This is a genomic window from Ruegeria sp. CH8, assembly GCF_056536985.1.
The window spans coordinates 1-26479 of the sequence record NZ_JBQFQR010000031.1 but is presented as its reverse complement, the minus strand read 5'-3'; the positions used below and the strand labels follow the sequence as shown (position 1 = coordinate 26479).

The 26479-nt window shown below is 58.9% G+C and carries 22 protein-coding genes; 15 read left to right on the top strand and 7 right to left on the bottom strand.

Going from position 1 to position 26479, the window contains the following annotated elements; translation table 11 throughout:
- Position 1 precedes the first annotated feature (1 nt).
- Both ACR0ER_RS22770 and ACR0ER_RS22765 read left to right on the top strand, forming a co-directional pair.
- On the top strand, positions 2–1480 hold the full coding sequence (locus tag ACR0ER_RS22770) for an aldehyde dehydrogenase (RefSeq protein ID WP_170709428.1): 1479 nt from the start codon (positions 2–4) through the stop codon (positions 1478–1480).
- 51 nt (positions 1481–1531) lie between these two features.
- Positions 1532–2743, top strand: a complete 1212-nt coding sequence (locus tag ACR0ER_RS22765) for an aminomethyl transferase family protein (RefSeq protein ID WP_170649845.1) — start codon at positions 1532–1534, stop codon at positions 2741–2743.
- Between the two features lie 117 nt (positions 2744–2860).
- Here the strand turns inward: ACR0ER_RS22765 and ACR0ER_RS22760 are convergent, their stop codons facing one another.
- A complete protein-coding gene (locus tag ACR0ER_RS22760; RefSeq protein ID WP_170415531.1) occupies positions 2861–3730 on the bottom strand; it encodes a LysR family transcriptional regulator in 870 nt (289 codons plus the stop codon).
- A 93-nt stretch (positions 3731–3823) separates the two neighbouring features.
- Between ACR0ER_RS22760 and ACR0ER_RS22755 the strand changes: the two genes are divergently transcribed.
- From ACR0ER_RS22755 to ACR0ER_RS22745, 3 genes are read left to right on the top strand one after another with little or no spacing between them, the layout of a single operon-like run.
- Positions 3824–5473, top strand: a complete 1650-nt coding sequence (locus tag ACR0ER_RS22755; protein WP_170415529.1) for an acyl-CoA dehydrogenase family protein — start codon at positions 3824–3826, stop codon at positions 5471–5473.
- 33 nt (positions 5474–5506) lie between these two features.
- Entirely contained in the window at positions 5507–6649 is a 1143-nt protein-coding gene (locus ACR0ER_RS22750) for an aminomethyl transferase family protein (protein WP_170649843.1), read from the top strand.
- Positions 6646–8751 (top strand): acetate--CoA ligase family protein, encoded by a 2106-nt coding sequence (locus tag ACR0ER_RS22745; RefSeq protein WP_170649842.1) that lies wholly within the window; start codon positions 6646–6648, stop codon positions 8749–8751. The genes ACR0ER_RS22750 and ACR0ER_RS22745 overlap by 4 nt, the downstream gene beginning before the upstream one ends.
- Positions 8752–8755: 4 nt before the next feature.
- Here ACR0ER_RS22745 and ACR0ER_RS22740 read toward each other — a convergent pair whose 3' ends face one another.
- Entirely contained in the window at positions 8756–9625 is an 870-nt protein-coding gene (locus ACR0ER_RS22740) for a LysR substrate-binding domain-containing protein (protein WP_170415523.1), read from the bottom strand.
- A 152-nt stretch (positions 9626–9777) separates the two neighbouring features.
- On the opposite strand from ACR0ER_RS22740, the gene ACR0ER_RS22735 reads away from it, so the two are divergent.
- The 7 genes from ACR0ER_RS22735 to ACR0ER_RS22705 are packed head-to-tail and all read left to right on the top strand — an operon-like array spanning position 9778 to position 18336.
- Positions 9778–10989 carry an aminomethyl transferase family protein gene (locus tag ACR0ER_RS22735; RefSeq protein ID WP_170649840.1) on the top strand — a complete coding sequence of 404 codons (1212 nt, stop codon included), beginning with the start codon at positions 9778–9780 and terminating at the stop codon, positions 10987–10989.
- Positions 10986–12053, top strand: a complete 1068-nt coding sequence (locus ACR0ER_RS22730; protein WP_170709419.1) for a helix-turn-helix domain-containing protein — start codon at positions 10986–10988, stop codon at positions 12051–12053. The genes ACR0ER_RS22735 and ACR0ER_RS22730 overlap by 4 nt, the downstream gene beginning before the upstream one ends.
- Entirely contained in the window at positions 12041–13654 is a 1614-nt protein-coding gene (locus ACR0ER_RS22725) for an AMP-binding protein (protein WP_170649838.1), read from the top strand. Before ACR0ER_RS22730 ends, ACR0ER_RS22725 begins: the two co-directional genes overlap by 13 nt.
- Complete coding sequence (locus ACR0ER_RS22720; protein WP_170415516.1) at positions 13651–14442, top strand: crotonase/enoyl-CoA hydratase family protein; 792 nt, start codon at positions 13651–13653, stop codon at positions 14440–14442. Before ACR0ER_RS22725 ends, ACR0ER_RS22720 begins: the two co-directional genes overlap by 4 nt.
- The gene (locus ACR0ER_RS22715; protein ID WP_480770851.1) at positions 14387–16039 is read left to right on the top strand and encodes a class I adenylate-forming enzyme family protein; all 1653 of its coding nucleotides are present in this window, start codon (positions 14387–14389) and stop codon (positions 16037–16039) included. Before ACR0ER_RS22720 ends, ACR0ER_RS22715 begins: the two co-directional genes overlap by 56 nt.
- Positions 16040–16054: 15 nt before the next feature.
- Positions 16055–17488: an aldehyde dehydrogenase family protein gene (locus ACR0ER_RS22710; RefSeq protein WP_170649837.1), complete on the top strand. Its 1434-nt coding sequence runs from the start codon at positions 16055–16057 to the stop codon at positions 17486–17488.
- A 2-nt stretch (positions 17489–17490) separates the two neighbouring features.
- Positions 17491–18336 carry a crotonase/enoyl-CoA hydratase family protein gene (locus ACR0ER_RS22705; RefSeq protein WP_170649836.1) on the top strand — a complete coding sequence of 282 codons (846 nt, stop codon included), beginning with the start codon at positions 17491–17493 and terminating at the stop codon, positions 18334–18336.
- Between the two features lie 485 nt (positions 18337–18821).
- Here ACR0ER_RS22705 and ACR0ER_RS22700 read toward each other — a convergent pair whose 3' ends face one another.
- Positions 18822–19817: a LysR family transcriptional regulator gene (locus tag ACR0ER_RS22700; protein WP_170570592.1), complete on the bottom strand. Its 996-nt coding sequence runs from the start codon at positions 19815–19817 to the stop codon at positions 18822–18824.
- 79 nt (positions 19818–19896) lie between these two features.
- Between ACR0ER_RS22700 and ACR0ER_RS22695 the strand changes: the two genes are divergently transcribed.
- The 3 genes from ACR0ER_RS22695 (at position 19897) to ACR0ER_RS22685 (ending at position 21951) form a co-directional block, all read left to right on the top strand.
- On the top strand, positions 19897–20211 hold the full coding sequence (locus ACR0ER_RS22695) for a hypothetical protein (RefSeq protein ID WP_170415507.1): 315 nt from the start codon (positions 19897–19899) through the stop codon (positions 20209–20211).
- Positions 20212–20286: 75 nt separating this feature from the next.
- Complete coding sequence (locus tag ACR0ER_RS22690; protein ID WP_480770850.1) at positions 20287–21270, top strand: haloalkane dehalogenase; 984 nt, start codon at positions 20287–20289, stop codon at positions 21268–21270.
- A 69-nt stretch (positions 21271–21339) separates the two neighbouring features.
- Positions 21340–21951 (top strand): glutathione S-transferase family protein, encoded by a 612-nt coding sequence (locus ACR0ER_RS22685; RefSeq protein WP_170415503.1) that lies wholly within the window; start codon positions 21340–21342, stop codon positions 21949–21951.
- Between the two features lie 291 nt (positions 21952–22242).
- On the opposite strand, the gene ACR0ER_RS22680 is transcribed toward ACR0ER_RS22685, so the two are convergent.
- The 4 genes from ACR0ER_RS22680 to ACR0ER_RS22665 form a co-directional block, all read right to left on the bottom strand.
- A complete protein-coding gene (locus ACR0ER_RS22680) occupies positions 22243–24135 on the bottom strand; it encodes a type IV secretory system conjugative DNA transfer family protein (protein ID WP_170649835.1) in 1893 nt (630 codons plus the stop codon).
- Positions 24128–24286 carry a DUF4177 domain-containing protein gene (locus ACR0ER_RS22675; protein WP_170649834.1) on the bottom strand — a complete coding sequence of 53 codons (159 nt, stop codon included), beginning with the start codon at positions 24284–24286 and terminating at the stop codon, positions 24128–24130. Before ACR0ER_RS22675 ends, ACR0ER_RS22680 begins: the two co-directional genes overlap by 8 nt.
- Before the next feature lie 12 nt (positions 24287–24298).
- Complete coding sequence (locus ACR0ER_RS22670) at positions 24299–25312, bottom strand: ATPase, T2SS/T4P/T4SS family (protein ID WP_480770849.1); 1014 nt, start codon at positions 25310–25312, stop codon at positions 24299–24301.
- Between the two features lie 206 nt (positions 25313–25518).
- Complete coding sequence (locus ACR0ER_RS22665; RefSeq protein ID WP_170649832.1) at positions 25519–26352, bottom strand: TraB/TrbI/VirB10 family type IV secretion system protein; 834 nt, start codon at positions 26350–26352, stop codon at positions 25519–25521.
- Between the last annotated feature and the right edge of the window lie 127 nt (positions 26353–26479).

Below are 26479 nucleotides of genomic sequence, written 5' to 3'. Positions count from 1 at the left end.
CATGAAAACCTATCAGCATTACATCAACGGCGCCTGGGTTGAACCAGCGAGCGGCGAATATTTTGACACTGACAACCCCTACACGGGCGAGGTCTGGGCGCAGATCGCCAAGGGAAACACCGAAGATGTGGCGCGCGCCGTTGCAGCTGCCAAGACCGCCTTCGAGACGGGGCCGTGGGCCGAGATGCGCCCGACGGCCCGGGGAAAGCTTCTGGTCAAGCTGGCGGAGACCATCGAGCGCGAGGCCGAGCGCCTTGGCGAACTGGAGGTGCGTGACAACGGCAAACTGATTGCCGAAATGGGCACCCAGACCCGCTATCTGGCCGAGTGGTACCGCTATTATGGCGGTCTGGCCGACAAGGTCGAAGGCGCGGTTCTGCCCTCGGACCGGCCGGGTATCTTCAACTACACGAAGCACGAGCCCTTGGGCGTGGTCGCGCTGATCACGCCCTGGAACTCGCCGCTCCTGCTGCTGGCCTGGAAGCTCGCTCCAGCACTGGCGGCTGGCAATACAGCCGTGGTCAAACCGTCCGAGTTCACCTCGGCTTCGACCCTCGAATTCATGGACCTGGTCAAGGAGGCTGGTTTCCCCGATGGCGTGGTGAACTGCGTGACCGGGTTCGGCCTCGATACCGGCGCGCCATTGGTGGAGCACCCGGACGTCGCCAAGGTTGCCTTCACCGGATCTGACCTCGCGGGACAGAAGATCTATGAGGCGGCGGCGAAAAAGATCATGCCGGTCACGCTGGAACTGGGCGGCAAATCGCCCAACATTGTTTTCGAGGATGCCGATTTCGAAGCCGCCGTGATGGGCGCGATCTCGGGCATCTTTGCCGCAACCGGTCAGACCTGCATTGCCGGGTCGAGGCTTCTGGTGCAACGCTCAATTCACGACAGGTTCGTCAAGCGTCTGGTCGAGGTGGCTGGTGAAGCCAAAATCGGCGACCCGATGTCAATGGACACTCATGTCGGCCCGGTGACCACGCCGCCGCAATACGAAAAGATTCTCCACTACATCAACGTCGCTCGAGAAGACGGGGCAACCTGCGTTCTGGGCGGCAAACCCTATACCGGCAATGGCGCGAAAGGGGACCGTTTTGTCGAGCCGACGATTTTCACCGGCGTCTCCAACGAAATGCGGATTGCACAGGAAGAGGTCTTCGGCCCAATCCTGTCGGTGATCCCCTTCGACACCGAGGAAGACGCGATCCGTATCGGCAACGATATCCTCTTCGGGTTGGCTGCCGGGGTTTGGACCTCGGACATCGGCAGGGCCTTCCGGATGTCGGACAAGCTCAAGGCAGGTACTGTCTGGGTAAATACATATCGCGCTGTCAGCTTCATGACGCCCTTCGGTGGCTTCAAACGCTCCGGTCAGGGGCGGGAAAGCGGGCAAGAGGCGATCAAGGAATTCATGCAGGTGAAATCTGTCTGGATTGCGCAACAGACCACGGCTGCGAACCCTTTCATCATGAGATGACAGCGAGCTTTGGCCGCTCTTCAAACCAACATTCAATACGGAATCCAGTAAATGCACGAAAGCATTCTGAGCAAACGCTACACCATCAAGGCAATCCCGAACGAGGACCGCCGTCCAATCGAGCTGAGTTCGACAATGAAGCCGCACCCCTTGTCCTACATGGAACTGCCCTTCGACCCGGAATACTCGCTCTACTGCAATCGCATGACCCCGGAACGGCTGAACCACGTTACCGATGACGAGCAGTATTGGGCTGTCCGACAGAAGGTCATTCTGCGCAATACCGGGGAATTCCCTGTGGAAATCTCGGGGCCGGATGCCGAGATATTCGCGAACCGGGTGTTTGCACGTGACGTGAGCCGGGTAAAGGTCGGCCGATGTTCTTACAATTTCGCCCTCTACCATCATGGTGGCATGATCACTGACGGTGTCATGCTGCGCCTTGCGGAAGACAGATTCTGGATGGCTCAGGCCGATGGCGAGCTTTACACTTGGTACATGGCCCACGCGCATGAGTTCGACGTGACGATTTCGGATCCGAGTGTCTGGGTCTCACAGGTACAAGGCCCCCGATCGATGGACGTGCTGCGTGACGCCATTGACGGTCATTTCCCCGATCCATGGCGCTATTTCGACATCGCGACCGTGTCGATTGCAGGGGAAGAGGTCATCATCACCCGCACCGGATTTTCCAATGAGCTTGGGTGGGAATTCTACCTACGGCCGGAAAACGATGCCGAGAAGGTCGGCAACCGCATTTGGGAGGCGGGTCAAAGGCACGGGATGATCCTGACCGGCACGCCAGTATTCCGTGCGCGCCGTATCGAAGCAGGGCTGATGAGCCAGGCGGAGTTCGACAGCACAACTACACCCTTTGACGCCGGTCTCGGACATTTTGTTCAGATGGACAAGCCGGATTTCAACGGCAAGGCAGCCTTGGAAAAGGCCGATAAACGATCGCGAACCTTCGGAATGCGGGTGTGCGGCGGAATCGCGGAACGCGGGCGGACTATCTCGGTTGGTGGCAAATCCGTCGGCACGGTATGTTCCTCGACATGGTCGCCTTACCAGGAATGCGGTGTCGCGCTGGTGCGGATGGATGACCCGAATATGGGACCGGGTACAGAAGTGGGGGTGATCGGCACGGACGGCGCCACGTACAGAGCGCAGTTGTGCAGCCTGCCGATGTATGATGCCGAGGGTGCAATCGTGCGAGGCAGAAACACAACGATACCCGAAGGCCCTGAACCATGGCGGGGTTGACCCTGCCACAACGAAAAACCGCGCTGTCCCGAAGGCCGTTCGACTTCAGTCGGCCTGGCGGGACAGACCTTCACTCATGGAATTGATGACGGATTTGTGTTTGCGACTTGGTTGCCGTCACACCCCCTGCGCCATTATCCAAGTCTTGAACACTTCCGTTGCAGGTGACGCGGTAGGCTTTGCTGGCAGAACGATGCAGTAGGCGAAGTTGGAAATGGCAATGTCTGACAGCCACACAAGCCGACCGCTTTCTATCTCTGGCTCCGCAAACTCGTCCTGCATCCCCAATCCATTTCCGGCGATGACCGCCTGAAGGCGGCTGTTGGCGTCCGGCAGCGAAAGTGCGTTCTTTCTCGGCGCGAATGTCAGTCCCGCGAGATCATGCCAGTCGCGCCAGGCGGCCATGCCGGATGCGTCCGGCAAAAGCGGGATTTCCTGAAAAGCGTTTTCAAGACCAAGTGCTTCGACACGGGCAGCAGTGTCCGGGCTAGCCAACGGCCGGGTGTTGGAGTTGAGCAGAACCTCAACTTCCATGTTTTCGACCGACGGGTCGCACCAGAAGATCGATAGATCGAGGGCGGGGTTTTGCAGATCGGCCTTGGTATTGATCGGCTCGATCTTTAGCGAAATATCAGGGTTGGCGCGGGTGAAGTCGGACAACCTAGGGCCGAGCCACCGCGCGATGAACCAGCTATGGGCGCCGACGCACAGCGGTTCTTCAACGGTTGATCTGATTTCGTATATCACGGCCTCGAGGCGGCCCAGGTGCCGTGTCGCTGCGTCTTTCAGGCGCGTGCCTTCCACTGTCAGGCGGATATGGGTGTGGCGGCGCTCGAACAGGCGCACGCCCAATTCATCCTCAAGCTTCGCGATCTGATAGCTCACCGCGCCCTTGGACATGTTCAAGGCTTCGCCCGCCGCTGTGAAGCTCATTAGCTCGGAAACGGTACGGAAGACGTTGAGGCTGTCAAAGGATCGAAATCGCATAGTTCTGTTTAATTGAGCTGAACACAGAGATCAAGAAATTGGGTTTGCCGCAGGATGGTTTGGGCATCTAGTCTCACTGCAGGGAGAGACATCATGACACCACGCGATCCGATAGCGCATTTGCCGACCCATGAGGTCATCAACATGCCCCCCCACATGGGCGATCAGAACCTGTGGGCAGATGACCGCGCACTGAGACACTGGGCTTCGCATATGGGCGGGGCGGGTCATACCGGGCATTTCACGCATGTCGGCCATCTGACCGGGCTGGACGAGACCTTCCAGAAAGCCAATCAGGCCAATCGTCATGGGCCCGAACTGCAGGCCTTTGACCGCTACGGCATGCGCATCAACGCAGTCGCGTTTCACCCGGCCTACCACGACCTGATGGACCTGGCGATTTCCAACCAGGTCCACAATTTCGCGTGGCATCATGAGGGCAATGCCGGTCATCTGGGCCAGTCGGTTCTGACCTATATGTTCAGCCAACCCGAAGGCGGCGTGATGTGCCCGATGGCGATGGCCTATTCCGTCGTGCCGTCCCTGCGCATGGCGCCCGCAGTTGCAGAGGAATGGATGCCGCGCATCCTGTCCACCGAGTATGACCGGCGCGACATCCCCGCGAACGAAAAAACCGGCGCAATGATCGGAATGTTCATGACCGAGAAGCAGGGCGGATCGGATGTGCGCGCCAATTCGACAGTGGCCCGGCCTGACGGTGACGGCTACCTGCTGACCGGGCACAAATTCTTCTGCTCGGCCCCCATGTGCGACGCGTTTCTCGTACTGGCCAATACTGAAGGCATGGGCATTTCCTGCTTCCTCATGCCCCGCTGGCGGCCCGACGGAACCCGCAACAACCTGTTTATCCAGCGGATGAAAGACAAACTGGGTAACAAGTCCAACGCCTCGACCGAGATGGAGTTTCAGGACACTTACGGCGTGATGGTGGGCGAGGAAGGCCGTGGCATTCGCACGATCATCGAGATGGTGACGGGCAACCGGCTTTATTGCGCCATGTCCTCGGCGGGGATCATGCGGCAGGCGCTGGTGCAAGCGCTGCATCACACCTCGCATCGATCGGCCTTCCAGAAACGCCTGATCCAGCAACCGCTTATGCAAAATGTTCTGGCCGACATGGCTGTTGAGGTCGAGGCCGCGCTGGCGCTCGGGCTACGGGTGGCGCAGGCGATGGACCGCATGGATGACCCGGCCGAGGCGGCGCTGGCCCGCATTGGCACAGCGGTGGCGAAATACTGGAACACCAAGCGATGCCCGAGCCTTGTGGTCGAGGCGCTCGAATGCCACGGGGGTCCAGGCTATGTCGAGGAAAGCATCATGCCTCGGCTGTATCGCGAAGCGCCGCTTAACTCGATCTGGGAAGGGTCGGGCAACGTGATGGGGCTCGACGTGCTACGGGCCATGGGGCGCGAGGCCGAGGCGATCCCCGCCGTGATGGCGGAACTAGAGAAGGCGCGCGGAAACCATCCCAATCTTGACCGGGCAATCGACGAGCTGCGCGATGAACTGGCCGACCCGGAGGGGCTGGAGGGCCGGATGCGCATGGTGACCGAGATGATGGCCCTGACCCTGCAGGGGGCGCTTTTGACCCGCCACGGCGATAGCGCCGTTGCCGATGCCTTTTGCGCCAGCCGCCTTGCCCCAAGATATCGCGGCGCGTTCGGAACCCTCCCCAAGGGGCTCGACCTCGACGCCATCATCAGCCGCGCACTGCCCGGCTGATCCACCCACCCAAGAACGAAAGGAGCCATGGATATGGCCGGAATGGTATTGCCCATGATCTCTAGCTGTGCGCGCTCGCCGTGGTTCAAGGCGACGCGCGAGATCACCACCGCCTATGGCGACCACGAAGGGCGGCTGACGCCCGTAACCTTTGATCGGCCCATCGTCGAAGAGTACCGGGTGTTGCGCACCAAGGCAGGCATTTTCGATGTACCGGAGGTCCCGCTGGAAATTCGAGGGCCGGATGCAGCGGCGTTCCTTGACTATGTGTTCACGCGGCCTGTCAGCACCATGGCCGTTGACCGGGGGCGTTATGGCCTGATGTGCCACGATGGAGGCGGCATTGCCTGTGATGGTGTTGTGTTCCGGCTGGCGGAAGACTGGTTCTGGTATGTCCATGCGGACCGCGACGTGTTCACATGGCTTCAGGCCCTGAAATTCGGCCATGACGTCGAAATCCGCGATCCGGGAGCCTGGGCGATCCAGATCCAGGGGCCGAACAGCCTAGAGATACTGGACGCCTGCGTCGATGGCAGGGCCCCGGACGGGTTCAAATATTACCATGCGCGTCAGGTCACTATGGGCGGTCAGCCGGTCCTGATCAGCCGGACGGGCTGGACCGCCGAACTTGGCTTCGAGGTCTACAACTTGGAGCCGCATGTCGATGGCATTGCGCTTTGGTCTCACCTGATGGCGGCAGGCCGGCCGCATGGGATGGAGATCCTGTCGACCTACGCCATGAACCCACGGCGGATCGAGGCGGGGATCATGAATTACGGCACCGACATGGGGTGGGACACAACGCCGTTTGATCTGGGGCTAGGCGAGTTTGTCGACTTCGATCATGACTTCGTCGGGCGGGACGCCTTACAAAGCGCCGAACGGAATCCTCGGTTCTCTGGCTTTATGACCGAGGCGAGAGACATCAAATGGGGATCGCCTGTCCAGGCGGATGGCCAGGTGGTCGGCCGTGTGAAGGCATTCGAGCCGTCGCCAACCCTCGGCATGGGGATCGGCTATGTCCTCTTCGACACGCCCGAGGCCATGGCGGCCAATACCTTCACCGTGACGGGCCGAGACGGGACTGAACATCCGCTGGCCCTGCATGCACTGCCATTCTTTGACCCTGACAAACGCATCCCCCGAGGCCTTGAGGTCATGGAGTTCAAAGGATGAAAGACACCGTCTCCAGCGCTCGCCGCGAAAACCTGAAACGCCTCCTGAAACCGCGCCACATCGCTTTTGTCGGCGGCAAGGCGGTCGAGGGCTGCATCAACGCCACCCGTAAATCCGGCTTTGCCGGGGACATCTGGGTCGTGCATCCGAAATACGAGGAACTGGCAGGCATCGCATGCGTTCCAAGCCTTGCCGATCTGCCCGAACCGCCGGATGCCGCCCTGATTGCCGTATCGCGGGAACGCACCGTTGACGTGGTGGCCGAGCTCAACGCTATGGGGGCTGGTGGCGCTGTTTCCATCGTCGGCGAATTTGCTGAAACGGGAGAGGCCGGGGCCGCGCTACAGGCCCGGCTGATCGAGGCGGCCGGAGATCTCGCGCTTGTCGGCCCGAATTGCCTTGGGCTGATGAACATGTTCGATCGCGCAGCTGTCTGGGGTGGCGACAACGTGTTCGAACCAGTCAATGGTAACGGCGTCGCGCTGATCAGCCAGTCGGGCTATGTCGCCTATTCGATCACCAATGTCGAAGAGGCTTTGCCGCTGGGCTACGCCATCAGCATGGGCAATCAGGCGGTGCTGAACGTCGCCGATTTCATCGAAGCCCTGCTGGATGATCCGCGGGTCCGCGCCATCGGCCTTTATCTGGAAGGGATCGTCGATGTCGCCGCGCTGAGCCGAGCCGCCTTGCGCGCGATCGACAAGGGCGTTCCGCTCGTGGCTTTGAAGGCTGGCGGTACGCAGGAGAGTTCCGAACTGACCCGCAGCCATTCGGGAACGCTCGCAGTTGCAAACGAGCTGTGGAGCGCGCTGTTTCGCCGCCTCGGCATTGTCGAGGCTGGGTCGCCCAAGGGCCTGATCGAGACGCTGAAGCTTCTCGGATCGCCCAAGCTGCCAAAAGGTAACCGAGTGGTTGCCGCGGCAAATTCCGGCGGCTATGCCGCGATGATCGGCGAAAAGGGCCGCGCCGCAGGGCTAGAGTTTCCCGCGCCTGACGACGCAGCGCAGAAAGCTCTGCGCCATGATGTGCCCGATCTGGTGTCGCTCCTGAACCCGCTCGACTGGAACCTGCCCTGGGCCAGCATGGCGCGGTCCGAGACCTCGGATGTCGGGCTTGGGTATTTGATGACCGATGAGGTCGACCTCTTGGTCTATTTCATAGACTGGCCCCGGCAGAAGGATGTCGCGAACGTGTGGTGGCCAACGCTCGAAGGTCTGACCCGCCTGAATGCGCGGATCGCCCAACCGGTCTTGGTCGCCAGCGTCCTCCCCGACGGGCTGCCCCCGGATTTGCGCCTCCAACTGACCCACGCAGGCCTGATCTGTCTTCAGGGGCTGGACGACGCATTGGCGGCGATCGCAGCGGCAGGCAGATACCACAGCTTGCGCCGTGCAGTTTTGGCGGACCCTAAAAACCGGGAACTGTCTGCTCCCCCACCTGAGCCCAAGTCGGTCATCCAACTTGACGAGGCAGAGGGCAAGGCAGCATTGGCAAGCTGCGGGCTGACGATCCCTAAGGGCGCGACGGGTTCGGCTGGGCATGTGATTGCTCAGGCCGACACACTCGGGTTTCCTCTCGCGGTCAAGCTTCTCAGCGCCGATCTGGCCCACAAGAACCACGCGGGTGCAGTGCATCTGAACATGGGAAGCAAACCCGCGCTGGAAGAGGCGATTGAAGCGATCAAAACGTCTGTCAGGGCCTACAATCCGGCCCTGTCTACCGACCGTTTTCTGATCGAGCGCATGGTGGCGCAACCCCGAGCAGAATTCATCGTCGGCGTCAGCTACAAGCCGGGATTGGGGCATGCTTTGGTCATTGGTCGCGGCGGGACGGCGGTGGAAGAGCTGAAGGACTATGCCACATTGCTGCTTCCAGCGGGGCGGGCACAAATCGAGGACGCGCTTGCCGGCCTGAAGATCAGCGGCAAGCTAAGGCTTTCCGATACCGAGCGAACCGTGCTTGTGACGCAGATAGAGGCAATCGCTGCATTTGCGGAACAGCACAGAAGCCGTCTGGTCGAGCTCGACGTGAATCCGATCATACTTGACACCGAGGGGCGCGCGACAGCGGTAGACGCGTTGCTGCGGCTTGCACGGGAGTAATCGATCAGGTTCCAGCCTGTTCTTTGAGCCAAACCAGCATCGAGCGCGCACCGGGTGACAGCACTTCGCCCGGAAACACAACGTGGTACCCCGCGCCCTCCAGCTTGGCGTCGGAAAGCGGCACCAGTGTTCCGGCTTCCACCTCTGGCGCGACCAGATCATCCCAAAGGGCGATCCCCTGGCCATCCACGACCGCCTGAACGCGGCTGTTTGAGTCCGGGATGGTCAGGCTGGACCGGCTGGGCGCGTAGGGCAGCCCTGCGGCTTTGTGCCAGGCCCGCCAACCCGCGTCACCGGAGCTGTCACCCAAGAGCGGAAGCTGCCTGACCGCCTCGGCCAGACCAAGCCGCCTAACCTGCTCTGCGACTGCGCGGTTTGCGGTTGGAACGGCAGACAGGGACAGAAGAAGTTCGCTTTTGTGACCCTCCCAGCCGCCAATTCCCCAGAGGATAGCCATGTCCACTCTGACAGATCTCAACATTTCCACCGAGTTAATCGGCTCGATCCGCAGGCTGATACCGGGATTGGCCTCGAAGAAGCGAGTGAGCCTTGGCGAAAGCCAGCGAGACGAGAAGTAGGTCAGTGCGCCAACGGTCACGGCACCCGAGGCTGTGCCACGCAGGTCTTCGATTTCACGATCGATCTGGCTCAGGGCCGTTTGGGACACATGCCACAATCTGCGCCCTTCCTCCGTCAGTTCCAGTTTTGCGTGTGCGCGCTCGAACAGGCGAAAGCCGAGCTCGGCTTCAAGTTTGCCCACTTGGTAACTGATCGACCCTTTCGACTGATGGACCTCGTCCGCCGCCTTGGTCATCGACAGATTGCGGGCAACGGCATCAAAGATCTTGAGGGTATCATAACAACGAAAGCGCATGATTATTGTCTAATTTTTTCGAACGACTTGTGCAAATCATTAGATTTGCTCGGAGCCCATGTGGTCGAATACCATAAACTTAATGCGTGGCACCCATCTGTCCTTGTCGAAGATCACCCGCAGGCGTCTAACAACTCTAAACGGTGAACAACATGACAATCGACCTCTCCCACTATCGTTTCGTCGCCAAGGCTTTGCTGAACAAGGGCGCGCGCCCGCGCGAGCTTGCCCGGACCATGCCTGCCCATCCGCTGAGCTACATGGAACTGCCCTTTGATCCCGAATACACGCTCTACAATTCGCGCCTGACGCCAGAGAAACTCGACACGGCCACGGATGACGAAATGTATTGGGCCGTGCGCACCAACGTCATCTTTCGTCACACCGGCGAGTTGCCGATCGAGATCAGCGGGCCAGATGCGGAAAAGCTTCTGAACAAGTTGTTTACTCGGAGCGTCAGCATGGTGAAGCCGGGCCGCTGCTCCTATCAATTCGCCTGCTATCACGATGGCGGCATGATCACCGATGGCGTGCTGCTGCGGCTGTCGCAGGACAGGTTCTGGATGGCGCAAGCCGATGGCGACCTCTTCAGCTGGTACAAGGCCCATGCCGAGGGGCTGGACGTGAAGATCCACGACCCCAACGTCTGGGTCAGCCAGATCCAGGGGCCGCGTTCGCTGGAACTTCTGGCCGCTGTGCTGGACGGGCCAATGCCCGATCCTTTCCGTTATTTCGATTGTGCTGAGGTCTCCATTGCGGGCCAGACCTGCTGGATCAGCCGCTCGGGTTTCACCAACGAGCTGGGATGGGAGGTCTATACGCTGCCCGACACCGACATCCCGGCCATCGGCGACCGGATCATGGAGGTCGGCGCGGCGTTCGGCATCCTGCTGACCGGAACGCCGGTGTTCCGCGCACGGCGGATCGAGGCCGGGTTGCTCAATGCCGGGTCCGATTTCGGAGCGGAGACGACGCCGTTCGAGGCAGGGCTTGGCGGTTTTGTCGAATTTGACGACCGTGATTTTGTTGGCCGCAAGGCGCTGGAGGCCGCTAGCAAATCCAGTCGCACCTGGGGCATGCGGGTACCCGGCGGTGTAGCACAGCTTGGCCGTGTCATGACCGTTGATGGCAAGGTGGTCGGCCGCGTCTGCTCCTCGGGCTATTCGCCGTATCAAGGCTGTGGTGTTTGCATCGTGCGCATGGACGACCCCGCACAGGGTCCGGGCACAAAGGTAGACGTGCTCTGTGCTGATGGGTCCACTCAAAGCGGTGAGCTCTGCACCCTGCCAATGTACGACGCCGACCGTCTGATCCCGCGCGGCAAATTGGTGGATATCCCGACCAAACGGGTCGCGGCGGAATGACCTTCATGCCCAGCGTTTCAACTGAACGCACTAGGAGTTGCGAACCAGAGGCGGCCTCGGCCGTCTCCACGCACTTTGCATTTCTACTATTGAGGTCGTTCTCCTCGTTGGATCTTTGCGCTGCGCTGGACGTGTTGAATGAAGCCAACCAGTTTGACCAGACGCCCAGATATTCGTGGTCTTTGTTCAGTGAAGACGGAAACGCTGTGTTGGCGTCTAACGGATTGTCCATGAATGTAGATGGCCCGATGATGCCGGTGAGCCGAAAAAGCACAGTAATCGTTCTGGGAGGTAAAGAATATGTAGGCGCATCTACTTTGCCAGTGCTGGCATGGTTGCGAAGTGTGTCCCGGAAAGGTGCGCGCATAGGCGCAATTGGGAGCGCTGTATTCACATTGGCAAAGGCTGGTGTGCGTTTGAACGGGCCAGTTTCTGCACATTGGGCGTATAGGGGGGCAATTGCCGAACATTGCCCAGATTTGGAGTTAAAGCAGAACATCTTCTGTATTGGCGAAAAAAGCCTAACCTGTGCCGGTGGGGCGTCGACCCTCGACATGATGTTGCAACTGATCGCATTGACCAGTGACGGCAGAATAGCCAATTGGGTCGCAGACCGGCTTGTTTGCAGTTCCTTCAGGACTGGACAAGAGGACCAAGGGGCCACCGAGTTCGTGCACATGCGAGAGCGCAACTCCAAGCTGGCAAAGGCAATCAGGGTAATGCAATCGCGCTTGGAAGAGCCTGTTTCAGCGCAGGAGATAGCTGTCTTAACCGGCGTCTCGATGCGTCAGCTTGAGCGCATCTTCAAGGCTCATATGGCGACCAGCCCTAAAGCATTCTATGTGAAGCTGAGGCTGGAACATGCACGGCGATTGCTTCAACAAACAGAATTGCCTCTGATCGAAATTGCGATTGCGAGCGGTTTTCAGAGCCAGTCCCATTTCTCCCGCCTTTACCGGAAGCAGTTTGGAGTTTCACCGCTTCTGGATGTGGGAATCCGGCGAATAGATGATCCTCTCCCAGATGGCGACTGCTCAGAAGGAGCAAGAAAATGTACAATTTGAACCTCACCACCTCGCACTTTCCGGTACAGAATGATGCGGAAATCCGCGACATCACGGTTGGCGGGTTGCTACGAGAGGTGGCAGCCAGCCACCCGGATGCCGTGGCGATGGTGGATGTCGCAGACAGCGGTGACTGCGGCCAGTCATGGACCTATGCGGAGATACTGGCGCAGGCCGAGAGCCTTGCGAATGCCCTCGCCACGCGGTTCGAAGCTGGTGACAGGGTCGTCGTCTGGGCACCCAATATCCCCGAATGGATCTTCATGGAATATGCCTGCGGGCTGGCCGGGTTGGTCCTGGTCACGGCCAACCCGTCCTTTCAGGCCTCAGAACTCAAATATGTGCTGGAGCAATCCGGTGCTGTTGCTCTGTTCATGGTTGATGAGTTTAGGGGCAACCCGATGGCTGAGATTGCGCGCGAGGCGACGAAAGGTAACACGCGCTTGCGCGAGGTCGTCAATCTGGAAGACGAAGATGCGCTCTATGCACATGGAGAACGGTCCGCCATCCTGCCAGATGTCCAGCCGGATGATGCCGCGCAGATCCAGTACACCTCGGGAACAACAGGATTTCCCAAGGGCGCGGTGCTCAGCCACAAGAACCTTGTGAACAACGCGCGGCTGTTCTGCGCGCGCAAGCAGGTTGGGCCGCACTCGGTCTGGGCCAACTTCATGCCGCTCTTTCACACGGCGGGCTGCGCGACGGGGGCTTTGGGGTGCCTTCAGGCCTCTGCCAAGATGCTGTTGAACAAGCGGTTCGACGCGGATGTCTTTGCGCGATTGATCGAGGAACAGGGCGTCACAACCTGTTTCGCCGTTCCCACCATGCTGTTCAACCTGCTGGAGGCGCTTGATCGGACCCCGCGCGACATGTCCTCGCTTGAGGTCATCACGACGGGCGGCGCGCCGGTGCCACCCGATCTAGTCCGCCGGGTGCGGGACCGTCTGGGCTGTCACCTGCTCAGCGCTTTTGGGCAGACGGAGCACAGCCCGATGATCTGCCTGAACCCTGTCGAGGCCACGCTTGAACAGATCGTAGAGACGGCAGGCCAACCACTGCCACAGACAGAGGTTTCGATCCGTTCACCTGAAGACAATCGGGTGCTCTCAATAGGTGAAGTCGGCGAGATTTGCGCGCGGTCCTACGCCGTGATGATCGGCTATAACGACAACCCGGAGGCCACTGCCGCCGCCATCGATAGCGAAGGTTGGCTGCATACCGGCGATCTGGGCACGATGGATGCCCAGGGGTTCGTGCGGGTGACTGGCCGTGTGAAGGACATGATCATACGCGGCGGCGAAAACCATTTCCCGGCCGAGATCGAAGCGGTGTTGGTGACCCACAGGCATGTGGCACAAGTCGCCGTGGCTGGCCTGCCGGACGAGAAATGGGGAGAGGTGATCGCGGCATTCATCTTGTCCGACCAATCGCTCGACGTGGCCGATTTGCGCACCCACTGCCGGGCGCATCTGTCCGCGCAGAAAACGCCATCGGTCTGGGTGCGCGTGCCGGACTTCCCGCTGACAGGTTCCGGCAAAGTGCAGAAATTCGCCATTCGTGAGAAGTTCCTCGCAGGTAGCTACGGAGAGGTTCTGCAATGAGTGTTCGCATTGAAAAGGACGGCCCCGTCTGGACAGTCATCCATTCCCGCCAAGAGGCCCGTAATGCCATGGACCCCGAAAGCGCCCAGGCACTCTTTGAGGCGTTCCAGTCGTTTGACGCGGACGATACCGCCAGCGTTGCCGTGTTCTGGGGCGAAGGCGGTGCCTTTTGCGCCGGGTGGGATTTGAAGCATGCAGCCTCCCTTGCCGGGGCCGAGGCGCTTGATCCGTTCGACTTTCCCGATGAGGGTGAGCCACCGATGGCGGCCATGGGACCCAGCCGGTTGGAGCTCAGCAAACCGGTGATCGCTGCCGTGGCAGGGCCTGCCGTGGCTGGCGGCATGGAACTGGCGCTTTGGTGCGATATCCGGGTGATGGAAGAGACCGCCTTCATGGGGGTCTATTGCCGTCGTTGGGGCATTCCACTGATCGACGGTGGGACAGTGCGCTTGCCCCGTCTGGTCGGCGAAGGTCGCGCGATGGACCTGATCCTCACCGGCCGCCGTGTGGATGCAGAAGAGGCTCTGCAAATTGGCCTGTGCGAATACGTCGTGACTGAAGGCGACGCGCGAACCAAAGCCGAAGCCCTGGCCCATGACATCGCCCGCTTTCCCCAAAGCTGTATGCGCGCAGATCGGCGGTCCGTGCGGGCCCAGCACGGGCTCTCGATGCGCGAGGCGCTACAGCAGGAATGGCGTGGCAGCAAGACTGAGGTCACCAAAGGTGTCGAAGGTGCCACCCGCTTCACCAGCGGAAAAGGCCGCGGGGGCGATTTCAGCGATGTATGAGCTAAGCCTCACCACCTCCCATGTCCCGGCCCAGTCCGACATGGAGACGCGCGACATCACCATCGGCGCATTGCTGCGCGAGGTTGCTGCGGCGCGCCCGGATGCCGAGGCTTTGGTCGAAATTCGACAGGACGGATCAGAAGGGCGGCGCTGGACCTATGCCGAACTGCTGGCCGACGCCGAGCAGTTAGCCCATGCACTGTCGAACCGTTTTGCGCCCGGCGAACGGGTGGTGATCTGGTCGCCCAACAGCCCAGAATGGGTCCTAATGGAATATGCTTGCGCGTTGTCCGGACTGGTTCTGGTGACTGCAAACCCGGCCTTTCAGGCGCGGGAATTGGCCTATGTGCTGGAGCAATCCGGCGCGGTCGCCCTGTTCCTTGTCGAGGAGTTTCGCGGCAATCCGATGGCCCGGATAGGTGCTGAGGTCGCGGCGTGCATCACGTCGGTGCGCGAAGTCACAGACATGGAAAGCGCCGCGCTTTACGCGGAAGGGGCCCGCCCGCCTGCTTTGCCCGAAGTCACCCCGGGCGACGCGGCGATGATCCAGTATACATCCGGCACGACCGGCTTTCCCAAAGGGGCGGTGCTGAGCCATCGCGGGCTGGTCAACAATGCGCGCTTCTACGCTTCCCGCTGCGGGGCGACCCAGGCAACCACTTGGGTCAACATCATGCCGATGTTCCACACTTCGGGTTGCGGCATGGTCACGTTGGGCTGCCTGCAGGCGGGGTGCCGGATGGTGCTGGTCAGCCTTTTTGACCCGGACATCGTGCTGGATCAGTCGGAAGCGAACGGCGCGGACATCATCCTTGGCGTGCCGACCATGGTGGTGTCCTTGCTCGATGCACAAGAGGCGCGTCCGCGCGACCTGTCGGCCCTGAAGCTCGTCAGCTGCGGCGGCTCGATGGTGGCGCCGGAGCTGGTGCGCCGGGTGCAGACCCTGATGGGGGCCGGATTTTCGACGCTCTATGGCCAGACTGAACACTGCCCGGTGATCACGCAACACCACTTGTCGGACAGTATCGACGACATCTGCAACACGGCTGGCCAGGCAGTGGCGCAGACCGAGGTTTCGATCCGTAGCATCGATACCAATAGCGCAGTCTCCGTCGGCCAGGTCGGGGAAATCTGTGCCCGCGGCCCATGTGTCATGTTGGAATACAACGACAACCCCAAGGCCACGTCCGAGACTGTCGACGCGTTGGGTTGGCTGCACACCGGCGATCTGGGCCGGATGGATGCGCGCGGCTACGTCACCGTGACGGGACGGGTCAAGGAAATGATCATCCGCGGCGGCGAGAACCATTTCCCGGCCGAGATCGAGAACTGCCTGTTGGAACACGCTGATGTGGCCGAGGTCGCCGTGGTCGGCTTGCCGGACCCGAAATGGGGCGAGGTCATCGGCGCGTTCATCCGCGGCACAGGACCACTCGAAAAAGGCGCGCTGCATGCTCATTGCCGCGCAAACATTTCCCCGCAGAAAACCCCGAATGTTTGGGTGCAGGTCGAGGACTTCCCCCTGACCGGCTCGGGCAAAATCCAGAAATTCGTTCTCCGCGATCGTTTCATCGCCGAGGAATATGCTGAACTCTGACTGACAGGAACCACCATGCAGGACGCATCCAAACACTATATCAACGGCCAATGGGTCGCCTCGGTCGACGGGCGCGAAATGGCGGTTGAGAACCCGTCCACGGAAGAGAAGATCGCCACGATCACTTTGGGTGGCGTCGCTGATGCTGACGCGGCCGTCGCCGCAGCCAAGGCAGCCTTTCCGGCCTGGGCGGCAACAGACCCCGAGGAACGGATCGCCGCACTGGAGCGGTTGATGGAAGTCTACAAGTCTCGGGCTGAAGACATGGCGCAGGCCATCAGCACGGAAATGGGTGCACCTATCGCACTGGCAAAGACGGCACAGGTCGGCGCCGGGGCCGGGCATCTTAAGAACACCATTCGGGCGGCCAAGGCTTTTGCCTTTGAACGTCCTTTGGGGGATCACGCTCCCGGCGACATGATCCTATACGAGCCGGTGGGTATCTGTGCCTTGATCACTCCATGGAACTGGCCGATGAACCAGGTGATGCTGAAGGTCGCCCCTGCATTGGCGGCGGGCTGCACGGTGGTTCTGAAACCCTCGGAACTGTCTCCACTCAGTGCCATTCTGCTGGCCGAGATGATCGATGCAGCGGGCTTCCCACCAGGCGTGTTCAATCTTGTGAACGGTGATGGTGCCGGTGTTGGCGCGCATCTCACCGCGCACCCGGACGTGGACATGGTCAGCTTCACCGGGTCAACCCGAGCTGGTGTCGCGATCAGCAAGGCCGCGGCAGACACCGTGAAACGCGTCAGCCTCGAACTGGGGGGCAAGGGGGCCAACATCATCTTCGCCGATGCAGATGAAAAGGCCGTTGCGCGCGGCGTGCGGCACTGCTTCAACAACTCGGGTCAGTCCTGCAACGCGCCGACCCGGATGCTGGTGGAGCGCTCGATCTACGAGCAGGCCGTTGAAACCGCCCGAGCCGTAGCCGAGAAAACGGAGGTCGGACCGGCGGACATCGAAGGCCGCCAGATCGGGCCGGTTGTGTCTGAAAGTCAACTCAACAAAATCCAATACCTGATCAAGCGCGGCATCGACGAACAGGCCACGTTGATCGCGGGTGGTCTTGGCCGCCCCGACGGGCTGAGCGGGGGTCACTTCGTGCGCCCCACGATCTTTGCTGATGTCACGCCGGAAATGACGATCTGGAAGGAAGAAATCTTCGGGCCTGTTCTTTGCATCACACCCTTCGATAGCGAGGAAGAGGCCCTCGCCTTGGCGAACGATACGCCCTATGGCCTGACGAACTACGTCCAGACTACGGACAAGTCCCGCGCACGCCGGGTCGCGCGTCAGCTGCGGTCTGGTATGGTCGAGATGAACGGCAAGTTCGGCGTTGCCGGGTCGCCTTTCGGTGGCATGAAGCAGTCGGGCAATGGCCGAGAAGGCGGTGTCTGGGGTCTTGAGGAGTTTCTGGAGGTCAAGGCTGTCAGCGATTGGGGTTAGGTATGGCAAAGATTCTGTACGAGAAAGATGGCCGGATCGGGCGGATCACCCTGAACCGACCTGAGGTGATGAATGCCATCGACGATGACCTGCCGCGCGAACTGGCGGCGGCGGTGGCAGAGGCCGACCATGACCGAGACATCCACGTGATGGTCCTGTCTGGCGCAGGAAAGGCCTTTTGCGCAGGCTATGACCTGGCCCACTACGCCGAGGGCAATGGTCCCAACAAGGTGGTACAGGACATGCCCTGGGACCCGATGCAGGATTTCCAGTTCATGTGGGCCAACACGCAAGCCTTCATGTCGCTGTTCCGGGCGATGAAGCCGGTGATCTGCAAGGTTCACGGCTTTGCCGTCGCGGGGGGATCGGACATCGCGCTCTGTGCCGATCTGACCGTCATGGGCGACACTGCTCAAATCGGCTACATGCCCACCCGCGTTTGGGGCTGCCCGACGACCGCAATGTGGGTGCACAGGCTGGGGCCGGAAAAGGCCAAGCGGATGATGTTCACGGGTGACAAGATCAGCGGGGTTGAGGCCGCTGAAATGGGGTTGGTGCTGAAATCCGTGCCTGATGACCAACTGGATGATGAGGTCGAGGCACTGGCAACGCGCATGGCGACCGTTCCCGTCAACCAACTGGCCATGCAGAAGATGGTGATCAACTCCGCAGTAGAGGAAAAGGTCAACCAAACACAGCGCCTTGCCACCGTGTTTGACGGCATCACCCGCCATTCACCCGAGGGCATGAACTTCAAAGCCCGCGTGGAGCAAGTCGGCTGGAAACAGGCGGTGCAGGAACGGGACACCGGGACTTTTGACTGGACCCGCAATAAGCCCTTCGACTGACAAAGCCCGCGAACTACCTGGAACCAACCGTTCGCGTTGGCGTGCCAAATTACGACAAAGCCCCGCCACCCGAGTATAGGATAGGGAAAAACCGCTGCGCTCCGAACGAATGGCTGCCCTTCTCGTCGCGCGGAAGCACCCTGACCAATGCATGCGCGGCAGTTCTTCCGCTGCGAGCGCGCGAAGCGCAAAATCGACACTTCTGGTATGGGCTCCCAGCCGCCATTCGCCGTTCAATGCACGAATGCGTGCTGTCGGGAAATGCTATCATTCGCGTCGTCGTCAGCGAACAGGCCAAACGCGGACAAAGCTACCGTTGAACTATTCTGCTCGAACGACGGCTTCAGGAACTTGGCGTCACCCGCGAGCAAGAGAAGAGCAGCAAAGTTTCGTGGCCTTAACAACAATTGCCATCGCTATGCACAATAGTTTCGAAGAGGCGGTTCAAAATGGCAGCAGGGGATCAATTAGCTTGAAAGACGATTTCAGCCAGTCTGTTTTGGCAGCTCTATCGTTACTCCACTCTCACCCCTGAATACACTGATCAACTGCGGAAGAGAGCGTACCAAATGATCACTCAGAACGCGCACACGGGCATTGTCGCGAAGTTCCGCATGGCGCAACAGCCAAAGATCCTGACGTGGAACGAATTCGGGATCTGTTATCCTCACCAACTCGGGGTCCTGGTCGCAAAGGACACAAGGCAAAAGAACCAGACCAATGCCCGCGCGACAGGCCAACTGCTGCGTTCGCATGTCACCTATCCGCATGACTGTAGGATGGTTTGGGAAGGGGGTGCTTTTCTTCCAGGACTCTGAAGAGCCACTGGGACTAAAGCTGATCCAACCCAAGTCATCAAATGGCTTGCCGTTTCGAATTTTCTGAGCAAGTGCCTTGGAAAGATAAATCGCGCGGGCGGTTTCAGTCAGTTTGCGACCAACGAGGTGGTCGTCCGGGCTTTGTCCGAACCGCAATGCAAGGTCGGCATCACGTCTGTCCAGGTCGGACAGCGATGCGCTCGTTATCACACGCAGATCGATACCAGGATGTCTTCGCCTGAATTCGTCCAGAATCTCCAGCATCGGTTTGACCGCCAGAACATCCCCCATCGACAGGGTGAGCGGTCCGGAAATCTCGCGGCTTTGCCCGAAAGTGCGGCGATCCAAGTTGGCAATCTCATCCTCAATGGTTGCAGCTGTCGAAAGCACTTCCTGTCCAGTTTGAGAAAGCTCGATTTTGCTACCTTTTCGCTGATAAAGTGGTGCACCCGCCAACGCGCTCATCGCCTCCAACCGGCGCGCGACGGTAGAATGGCTGATTCCGAGAGCCGCGCCAGCAGCCCGAGTAGAGCCACTTCGCACAAACAGCAGAAAAAGTTTCAAATCGCCCCAGTCCATCTGTCTCATATGTGCACCAATATGTCTCAATTCAGGAAATTGCGTACCGATAGTGAGACTACTAGCTTTGGCCTGTTCGAGCAACTCTGCCCGAGATCATGCCCCAAACGCCGTCTGTGAGGCCGTGCCTGGGGTGAGAAAAGAAACACATAGGAGAACCGAAATGGCATATATTCTTGTTGACATTCTTCCCTTCAGGGAAGGCAAAACCATCGAAGATGCGCTATCCTATTTTGAGAAAGTCCGCCCGGCGATGGAACGTCATGGTTTGCGGCGCGTTGATGCCCCGCTTCGGGCGCTCAAGTCGCTGCGAGGGGCGCAACAGGCTGACCTCATCAACTTGTTCGAGACCGACGATCCCGAAACCTCGATGCAGGGCATGGCGGGAGATGCAGAGTATCAATCTCATATTGCACTGCGCGACTCGATATTCGACCTAGAGAGCGCGTCGATCATTCTGACCACGAAGCGCGCCTGAGCTATCAGGCGCCTTGAAACCGGACGAGCAAGCAGTCCTTGTCCGGAAGAAACCAACTACCTTCAAGGAAATACCATGAAACTCAAGTCAAGTATTCTGGCTTTGGCCGGAACGATGGCGCTCGCCTCGACGCCAGTTGCTGCGATGTCCGAAGGCGCAAAACTGCCGATCCCTGCAGTGTCGGAGGAACTGACGCTCGCTCCACAGAGTGTCGATGTTCTGTCTTCTTCGATGTCATATATCGAGACAGGTTCCGGGGATCCGGTCCTGTTTGTGCATGGAAACCCGACCTCAAGTTATCTTTGGCGCAATGTCATGCCACATGTGGCCGAAACGCATCGCGCAATCGCAGTGGATCTGATCGGTATGGGGACATCTGGCAAACCGGACATCGACTATTCCTTCGCAGATCACGCTCGGTTCCTCGATGCATTTGTTGCCAAGATGGGCCTTACAGATATTACGCTCGTGGGGCATGACTGGGGTGCCGCACTGGCGTGGGATTTTGCTCGGCGCAATCCCGATCTCGTAGTCAGATTAGCCTTTATGGAAGGCGTTCTTCCACCCGCGATGCCGCAGCCCAGCTATGAGGCAATGGGCGAGGAGATGGGCGGCATGTTCCGCGCACTTCAGGATGAAGAACAGGGATACGAGATGGTCATGGAGGGCAACTTCTTCGTGGAAGGCATCCTGCCCATGATGGTCAACCGCACCTTGGGCGAGCGGGCAATGCAGGCCTATGGCGCACCCTATGCAACTGTCGAAAGCCGTCTTCCAACCTGGATGTGGCCGCGCGAAGTACCGATTGGGGGAGAGGAGCCGACAGAGAACGTTCAACTGATGGCCGACATTCAATCCTTCATGGGCGAAACGGATATGCCTGTCTTGCTGACCTACGCGGAGCCGGGCGTTCTGGTGCCGCCACAAGCCGTTCCTTTCTACAGCAACCTGATCGGTGATCTGGAGACAGTGTTTATCGGTCAGGGCTTGCACTTCATCCAGGAAGACCAGCCGGTCGCGATTGGACGCGCCATCGCGGACTGGCTGCGTCGCAACTGAGAATGTCGGGGAGCGGGTGCATTCTTCGCTCTCCATCCGCCACTACATAAACCCACACATGAGACTGAGATGACCAAGTTTTTCCACTTGCCTGCCAGCTGCTCTTCAGCGGTTCACGCGGCACTTACAATCACGCAAACCCCATTTGAGCTCGAAGTCGTCGATCTCGGCAACAAGTCACAGGCGTTTGAAGAGGCCAACCCGCTTGGAAAAGTGCCAGCACTCTTGGACGACGGCGGGCCTGCCTTCGAAGGCGGAGCCATCAACCTATGGCTCGCAGCAAGGAACCCTGAGGCAGGCTTGATGCCAGAGCTTTCTACTTATGAAGGGCGTGAAGCGTTGAAATGGTTGTTCTTCTGCTACGCAACGATTCATCCGATTTGGATCAGGCTGTTCTTTCCGCAGCGTATTGCGGGGGAAGGTGATCTTGCAGCGGTTTCCAAGCTGGCTGAGACTGATTTGATGGATAATTATGCCTTACTGGACGCGGCCCTTCGGGATCAGGATTTTCTCGCTGGCGATACGATGAGCCTGGCCGATTTATATGTGGCGTCGACACTGCACTGGGAGGCCAAGATCGACGGTAAGATCACACAAATTTTCCCTGCGCTTGCTGCCTTGAAGCAACGCGTTTTGGGTGTTCCCGGCGTGAGCAGGGCCTTTGCCGGAGAAATCACTTAGGCGACCTAACCCAAGCCAAAAACCGCAGGGCGCACAACGGACATTCATGCGACCTGCGGCATTTGTCAAAACGGGCTCTTTTCCCCTCTTCGCCGCGATCTGCACGAACGGCTGCAATCCGATTTAGACCCCATCAGGTATTTAAGGCCGTCGAGACGAGCGTCTGAATAACCTGGGAAACCGAGCCATGAACTGCAAGGAGCTAATTTGAGGTGGCCTTTCTTGTGCAGTTCAAAATTGCGTGGCTGATCACCGTGTTTTCACACGCGGATTGCTGAAACAGCACCCCCGTCAAGCGGAGGCACTACCTTCTGGCCGTTTGGCTCTCATTTTCTCCATCGCCATATCTTTCGCTGACCGGCTTTTCCGCTTTGCGACCGTGCGCTGTGCATCAAATGCCGCCTGAAGTTCCTGATCTTTTTCCGAAACCTCTCTCTTCGGGGCAGGGGCCGGTTTCGCCTCAGCCAGAGCCTTCGCTGTGTCCTTGGCCTGTTCGTCAGCGAGATCCCGATGTGTGCCTTTAATTTTCGGTACATCACCCCCAAGGAACTGCATGAAATACGGATCTTCGAAGTATCGGATCTTGTTTGCAATCACTGGCATCTTGCCTTCACGGATCAGCACAACCTCATTTTCTGGCAGTCGGCCTACATGTTCCGGACGCAGCAGACGAATGCCTTCTTCTCGCTCTGATATGCTGCCCATTTCCATTTTGCCGAGCGCCCGAGACTTCGACTTGCTCATTACTGTTTTGTCACCGATGGACCTGGACACATGTTCGCGTACCTCTGAATCTTCAGACGCCGCAAACATTTGCGTGCCAGCGTTTGCCAGCATCGCCCGAACGCCTTCATGCCCATAGATGCCCTGCAGGCGCGACAGCGTTTGCGAAATCACCACGAGCCGGCCGCCGAACGATCGCATGGTGTCATAGGCTTCAACGACACGGTCAAGGTGGCCGAGGCGCTGAAACTCATCGAGCAGGATCAGAACCTTGAACGGCTCATCTTCGCCCGGCTCAACGGTTTCGATGGTGTTCACCAGATCGAGGAAGAACAGGCGAATGAGCGTCCGGAACTCTTTGACCTTCTTCCCTGGCACAGAAAAGTAGATCGAGGTGGGGCGCCGACGCAGATCTTCAAAGCTGATGTCATTGCCCTGCGTGGCTCTTGCCACAGACGGGTTGCGCCAGAGCTGAAGGCCGGAGTTCAACATAACCGAAATCGTTGACCGCAAGATTTTGGATTCTTCGGCTGCAAGATTCAGGAACTCATCTGCAGCTCGCGCATATCCAACTTCTTCAGCCATTTTCTCATAGTCCTTTTGCTTGGTCGTTTTGACCAGGCGTAGGACTTCGGAAATGTATGGCCGCTTTCTTTTGGTCGCCAACATCGCCATTGCGCAAAACATGCCTTCGACGCCACCCATAAAGCCCTGTGCGGACGAGCTGGGCGTGTCGAACATCTGGGTTGCAACCTGAATCACTTCTTCCCACCGCCGGTCCAGATTGTCGGCACGTGCTGCGCGGCGCAGAGGGTTGTAGCTGTGGCTTTTGTCGGGGTTCTCGGGATCGAACACAAAAACCTCATCGCCCATTGCTGCCCGACGCGCACCCGTGGTCTGGAAAATCTCGCCCTTGATGTCCAGGACGACGCAAGAACCATTGAAACGCAGGACGTTCGGGATCACAAAGCCGCTGGTTTTGCCCGAACCTGACGGGGCAATGAACATCGCGTGTGGCTTTTGGACACCGGGGCCGGGCTTATAGTAGATCGCGTTCTTGTCCTTTGGCTCACCAAATTTGGCAAACACGATTTCACTGTCCAGTGGATCTTTGAGCCTCAAGACTGAAGCGTAGCCCTCCTGGACAAGCTGAGGGGCTTTTGCAAAAGTCGCATCCCCGTATTTCGTTGAGGGTCCACGCAGCGCAGCCGCCACGAATGCAAAGGTCAAAACCCCCACCGCGACCACCGCCACCAGACCCATGATCTGCTGCGTTTCTGCAGGCTGTGCCATGAACTTCTCTGGGATCGCCCAGATATCCAGCCCGCGAAAGCCCCTAGTGTTGATGTATTCGAGCGCCAGCCCGATCACCAACACCGCGCAAGCCGAGGTCGCGATAAAGCCCATAGTACCGGCTATCGCTACCTTCTTGCCTTTGGGTAGATCCTGAAACTCAGCCATCCGTCAGCTCACGTTTGAAGAAGCACACGATGCCAAACTCGGCAGGTACGACGCCGACCATTTCCCAACCGTCTTGCCCGAGCTTCGCAAACTTCTCGCCTGCATTTTCCTCTACCCGCATCAAGACATTACGATACACAAATTTTTTCATTCTATTTCTCCCTCAGATAAATTGATCAGCGGCCATCAGGGGTGGGAAGATCACTCCGTTGACCTTCCGTTCGTCCCCGATTTTCTTCATGTGAACGATCATGTGAATGGTGGCCCGGATGTCATCGACCACTTCTGACTTTTGAACGGTCGGAGATCCGCGACGCACCATCTTGCTCATACGTCCAATGGCATCAACGGGCGAGTTGGCGTGCATGGTGCAGACAGATCCGTCATGGCCGGTGTTCACCAGTTCCAGGAACATATTTGCGTCGTCGCCCCGAATTTCACCGCAGACGAGGCGGTCAGGCCGTAACCTCAGCGCCGATTCCAGCAGCTTTGTTGGTGATCGAGGGCCATCTTCTTCTGAACGGTCAGCAAGCAGATCGACAGAATTGGGTTGCTCGATGTCCAGCTCGGCCACTTCTTCAATCGTCACGATCCGTTCGCCCGGATCGACGCGCTTCAGCATTGCATTGAGAACAGTGGTTTTGCCAGACGAGGTGCCACCGGCAATGATCACGTTCCATTTGCTTAGCATCGCAAGGTCGGCCAGCTCGTCAAAGTTCATTGTTCCGGCAGCGAGAGCAGCCCGAGCCTTTTCAAGCGCGCTGTGATCGTTGTTTTCTGCCAACGCCGCTTCTTTGCTGGCAAAGCTGAACGCGCCGAGGTCAACGGTTTTCACGCGGAGCAGGCGGATCGCCACGGACCCGACGCCCGTTGTCGCAGGCGGAATGACAACCTGCACCCGTGCTTTGCCCTCCTTTGTCGGCACATTTGCCGTCGCAATTGGCTTCTTTTCTCCGAAAGTCACGTCGTTGAACCCAGCCACACACCGCCCGATATTCTCAACATCATCCTTGGTCAGAGTGATGCCTGTCCTGGTCATGTGGGTTGTGCCCATTTCCTCAACCCAGACCGCGCCGTCTGGGTTCACGGAAATCTCGCTCAGTTTTTCGTCATGCAACAGATGCTCGATCTTGCCTGTATAGTATTCCAGAAGGCTATTACCGTTCCGCCCGCTCATATTCTTGTCCTTGGTAGAGCACTTTTTGGAACAGTGGAGGTTGCCTTCGCTGCCTCTCGGCTTTGCCTCGAACGCAAACGCACCCACACAAGATTCATTAATTCCAAAAAAGTGCTGAATTTGCTTCAAAAAAGGCCGCTACCGCACTCGATCATGCTGGCAGCGGCCGGAAAGACCGCTGAGGCGGTCGTTTCAATGTCTCGCGCTCAGAAGCTATCGAACACAACGTCGCGCTGAAGGATCGCGTTGATACGACTGCCCTGATCGACAAAGATTGTCGGAGTAATGCGCAGGTATTCATCAAGCGCTGCCGCCGTGGCGTTCTGCAGGTTTGAACCCACTTGCGTTGCCAGATCCGTGCGAACCGAGTTGTTGCTATCGCTGTCAGACACTAGAGCCACAGGGGCAATACCGATGATGGACAACAATGCAGCCGTGCCGAAACGCTTCCCAAAGTGTGTGTTCACCCTGCCGGTCGCGCCGGTGCGGCCTTGACCGTCGGTACCAACTGAGCCGATCTGAGCAGACAGGCCATCAGGTGTGATGACACGGCTCCAAACAATCATGATGCGCGTTTGCGCCAATGTCGTATCTGCCCGATATTCGCCATAGAGCTTCGATCCACGCGGCAGCAGCAAACGAGTACCGTCCATCGAATAGACACCGCGCGTGATTGTTGCCACCACGCTACCCGGAAGTTCCGAGCTTACGGCCCCGCCAAACACGGCAGTCAAAACCGTGCCCTGAGTAAGCGTGCGCGACGGATCGTCAATGATCGAGGCCCCCACGATGGGGGGATATTCTTCGACCAGATTGTTTTGCCATGTCGTGTTTTGGTTTTCCTGATAGCCGCGTTGTTCTTCAGGCAGGCGGGTGTCGTCTGGCCGGACTTGAACCGGCTGCGGGGCAGGGGGGTAGGGCTGGAATATCACCGGCTGCGATCCACCATTGATCGGCTGGTAGTTTTGACCGGGTACTTCTTGCGCCATCGCGCTTGACGCCAACGTGACCAGGGCGAGAGTGATTGCTGTTCTGTTCATCGTAAGCTCCATTAGTTTCTGCCGTATGGGTTTTCATGGTGTTGTCACGTTAACCGTCGTTCGGTTGCTCATGCTTGGATTTGGACATAGGTGACATCGATGAATTCATCGTCGATCAGCTACAAGC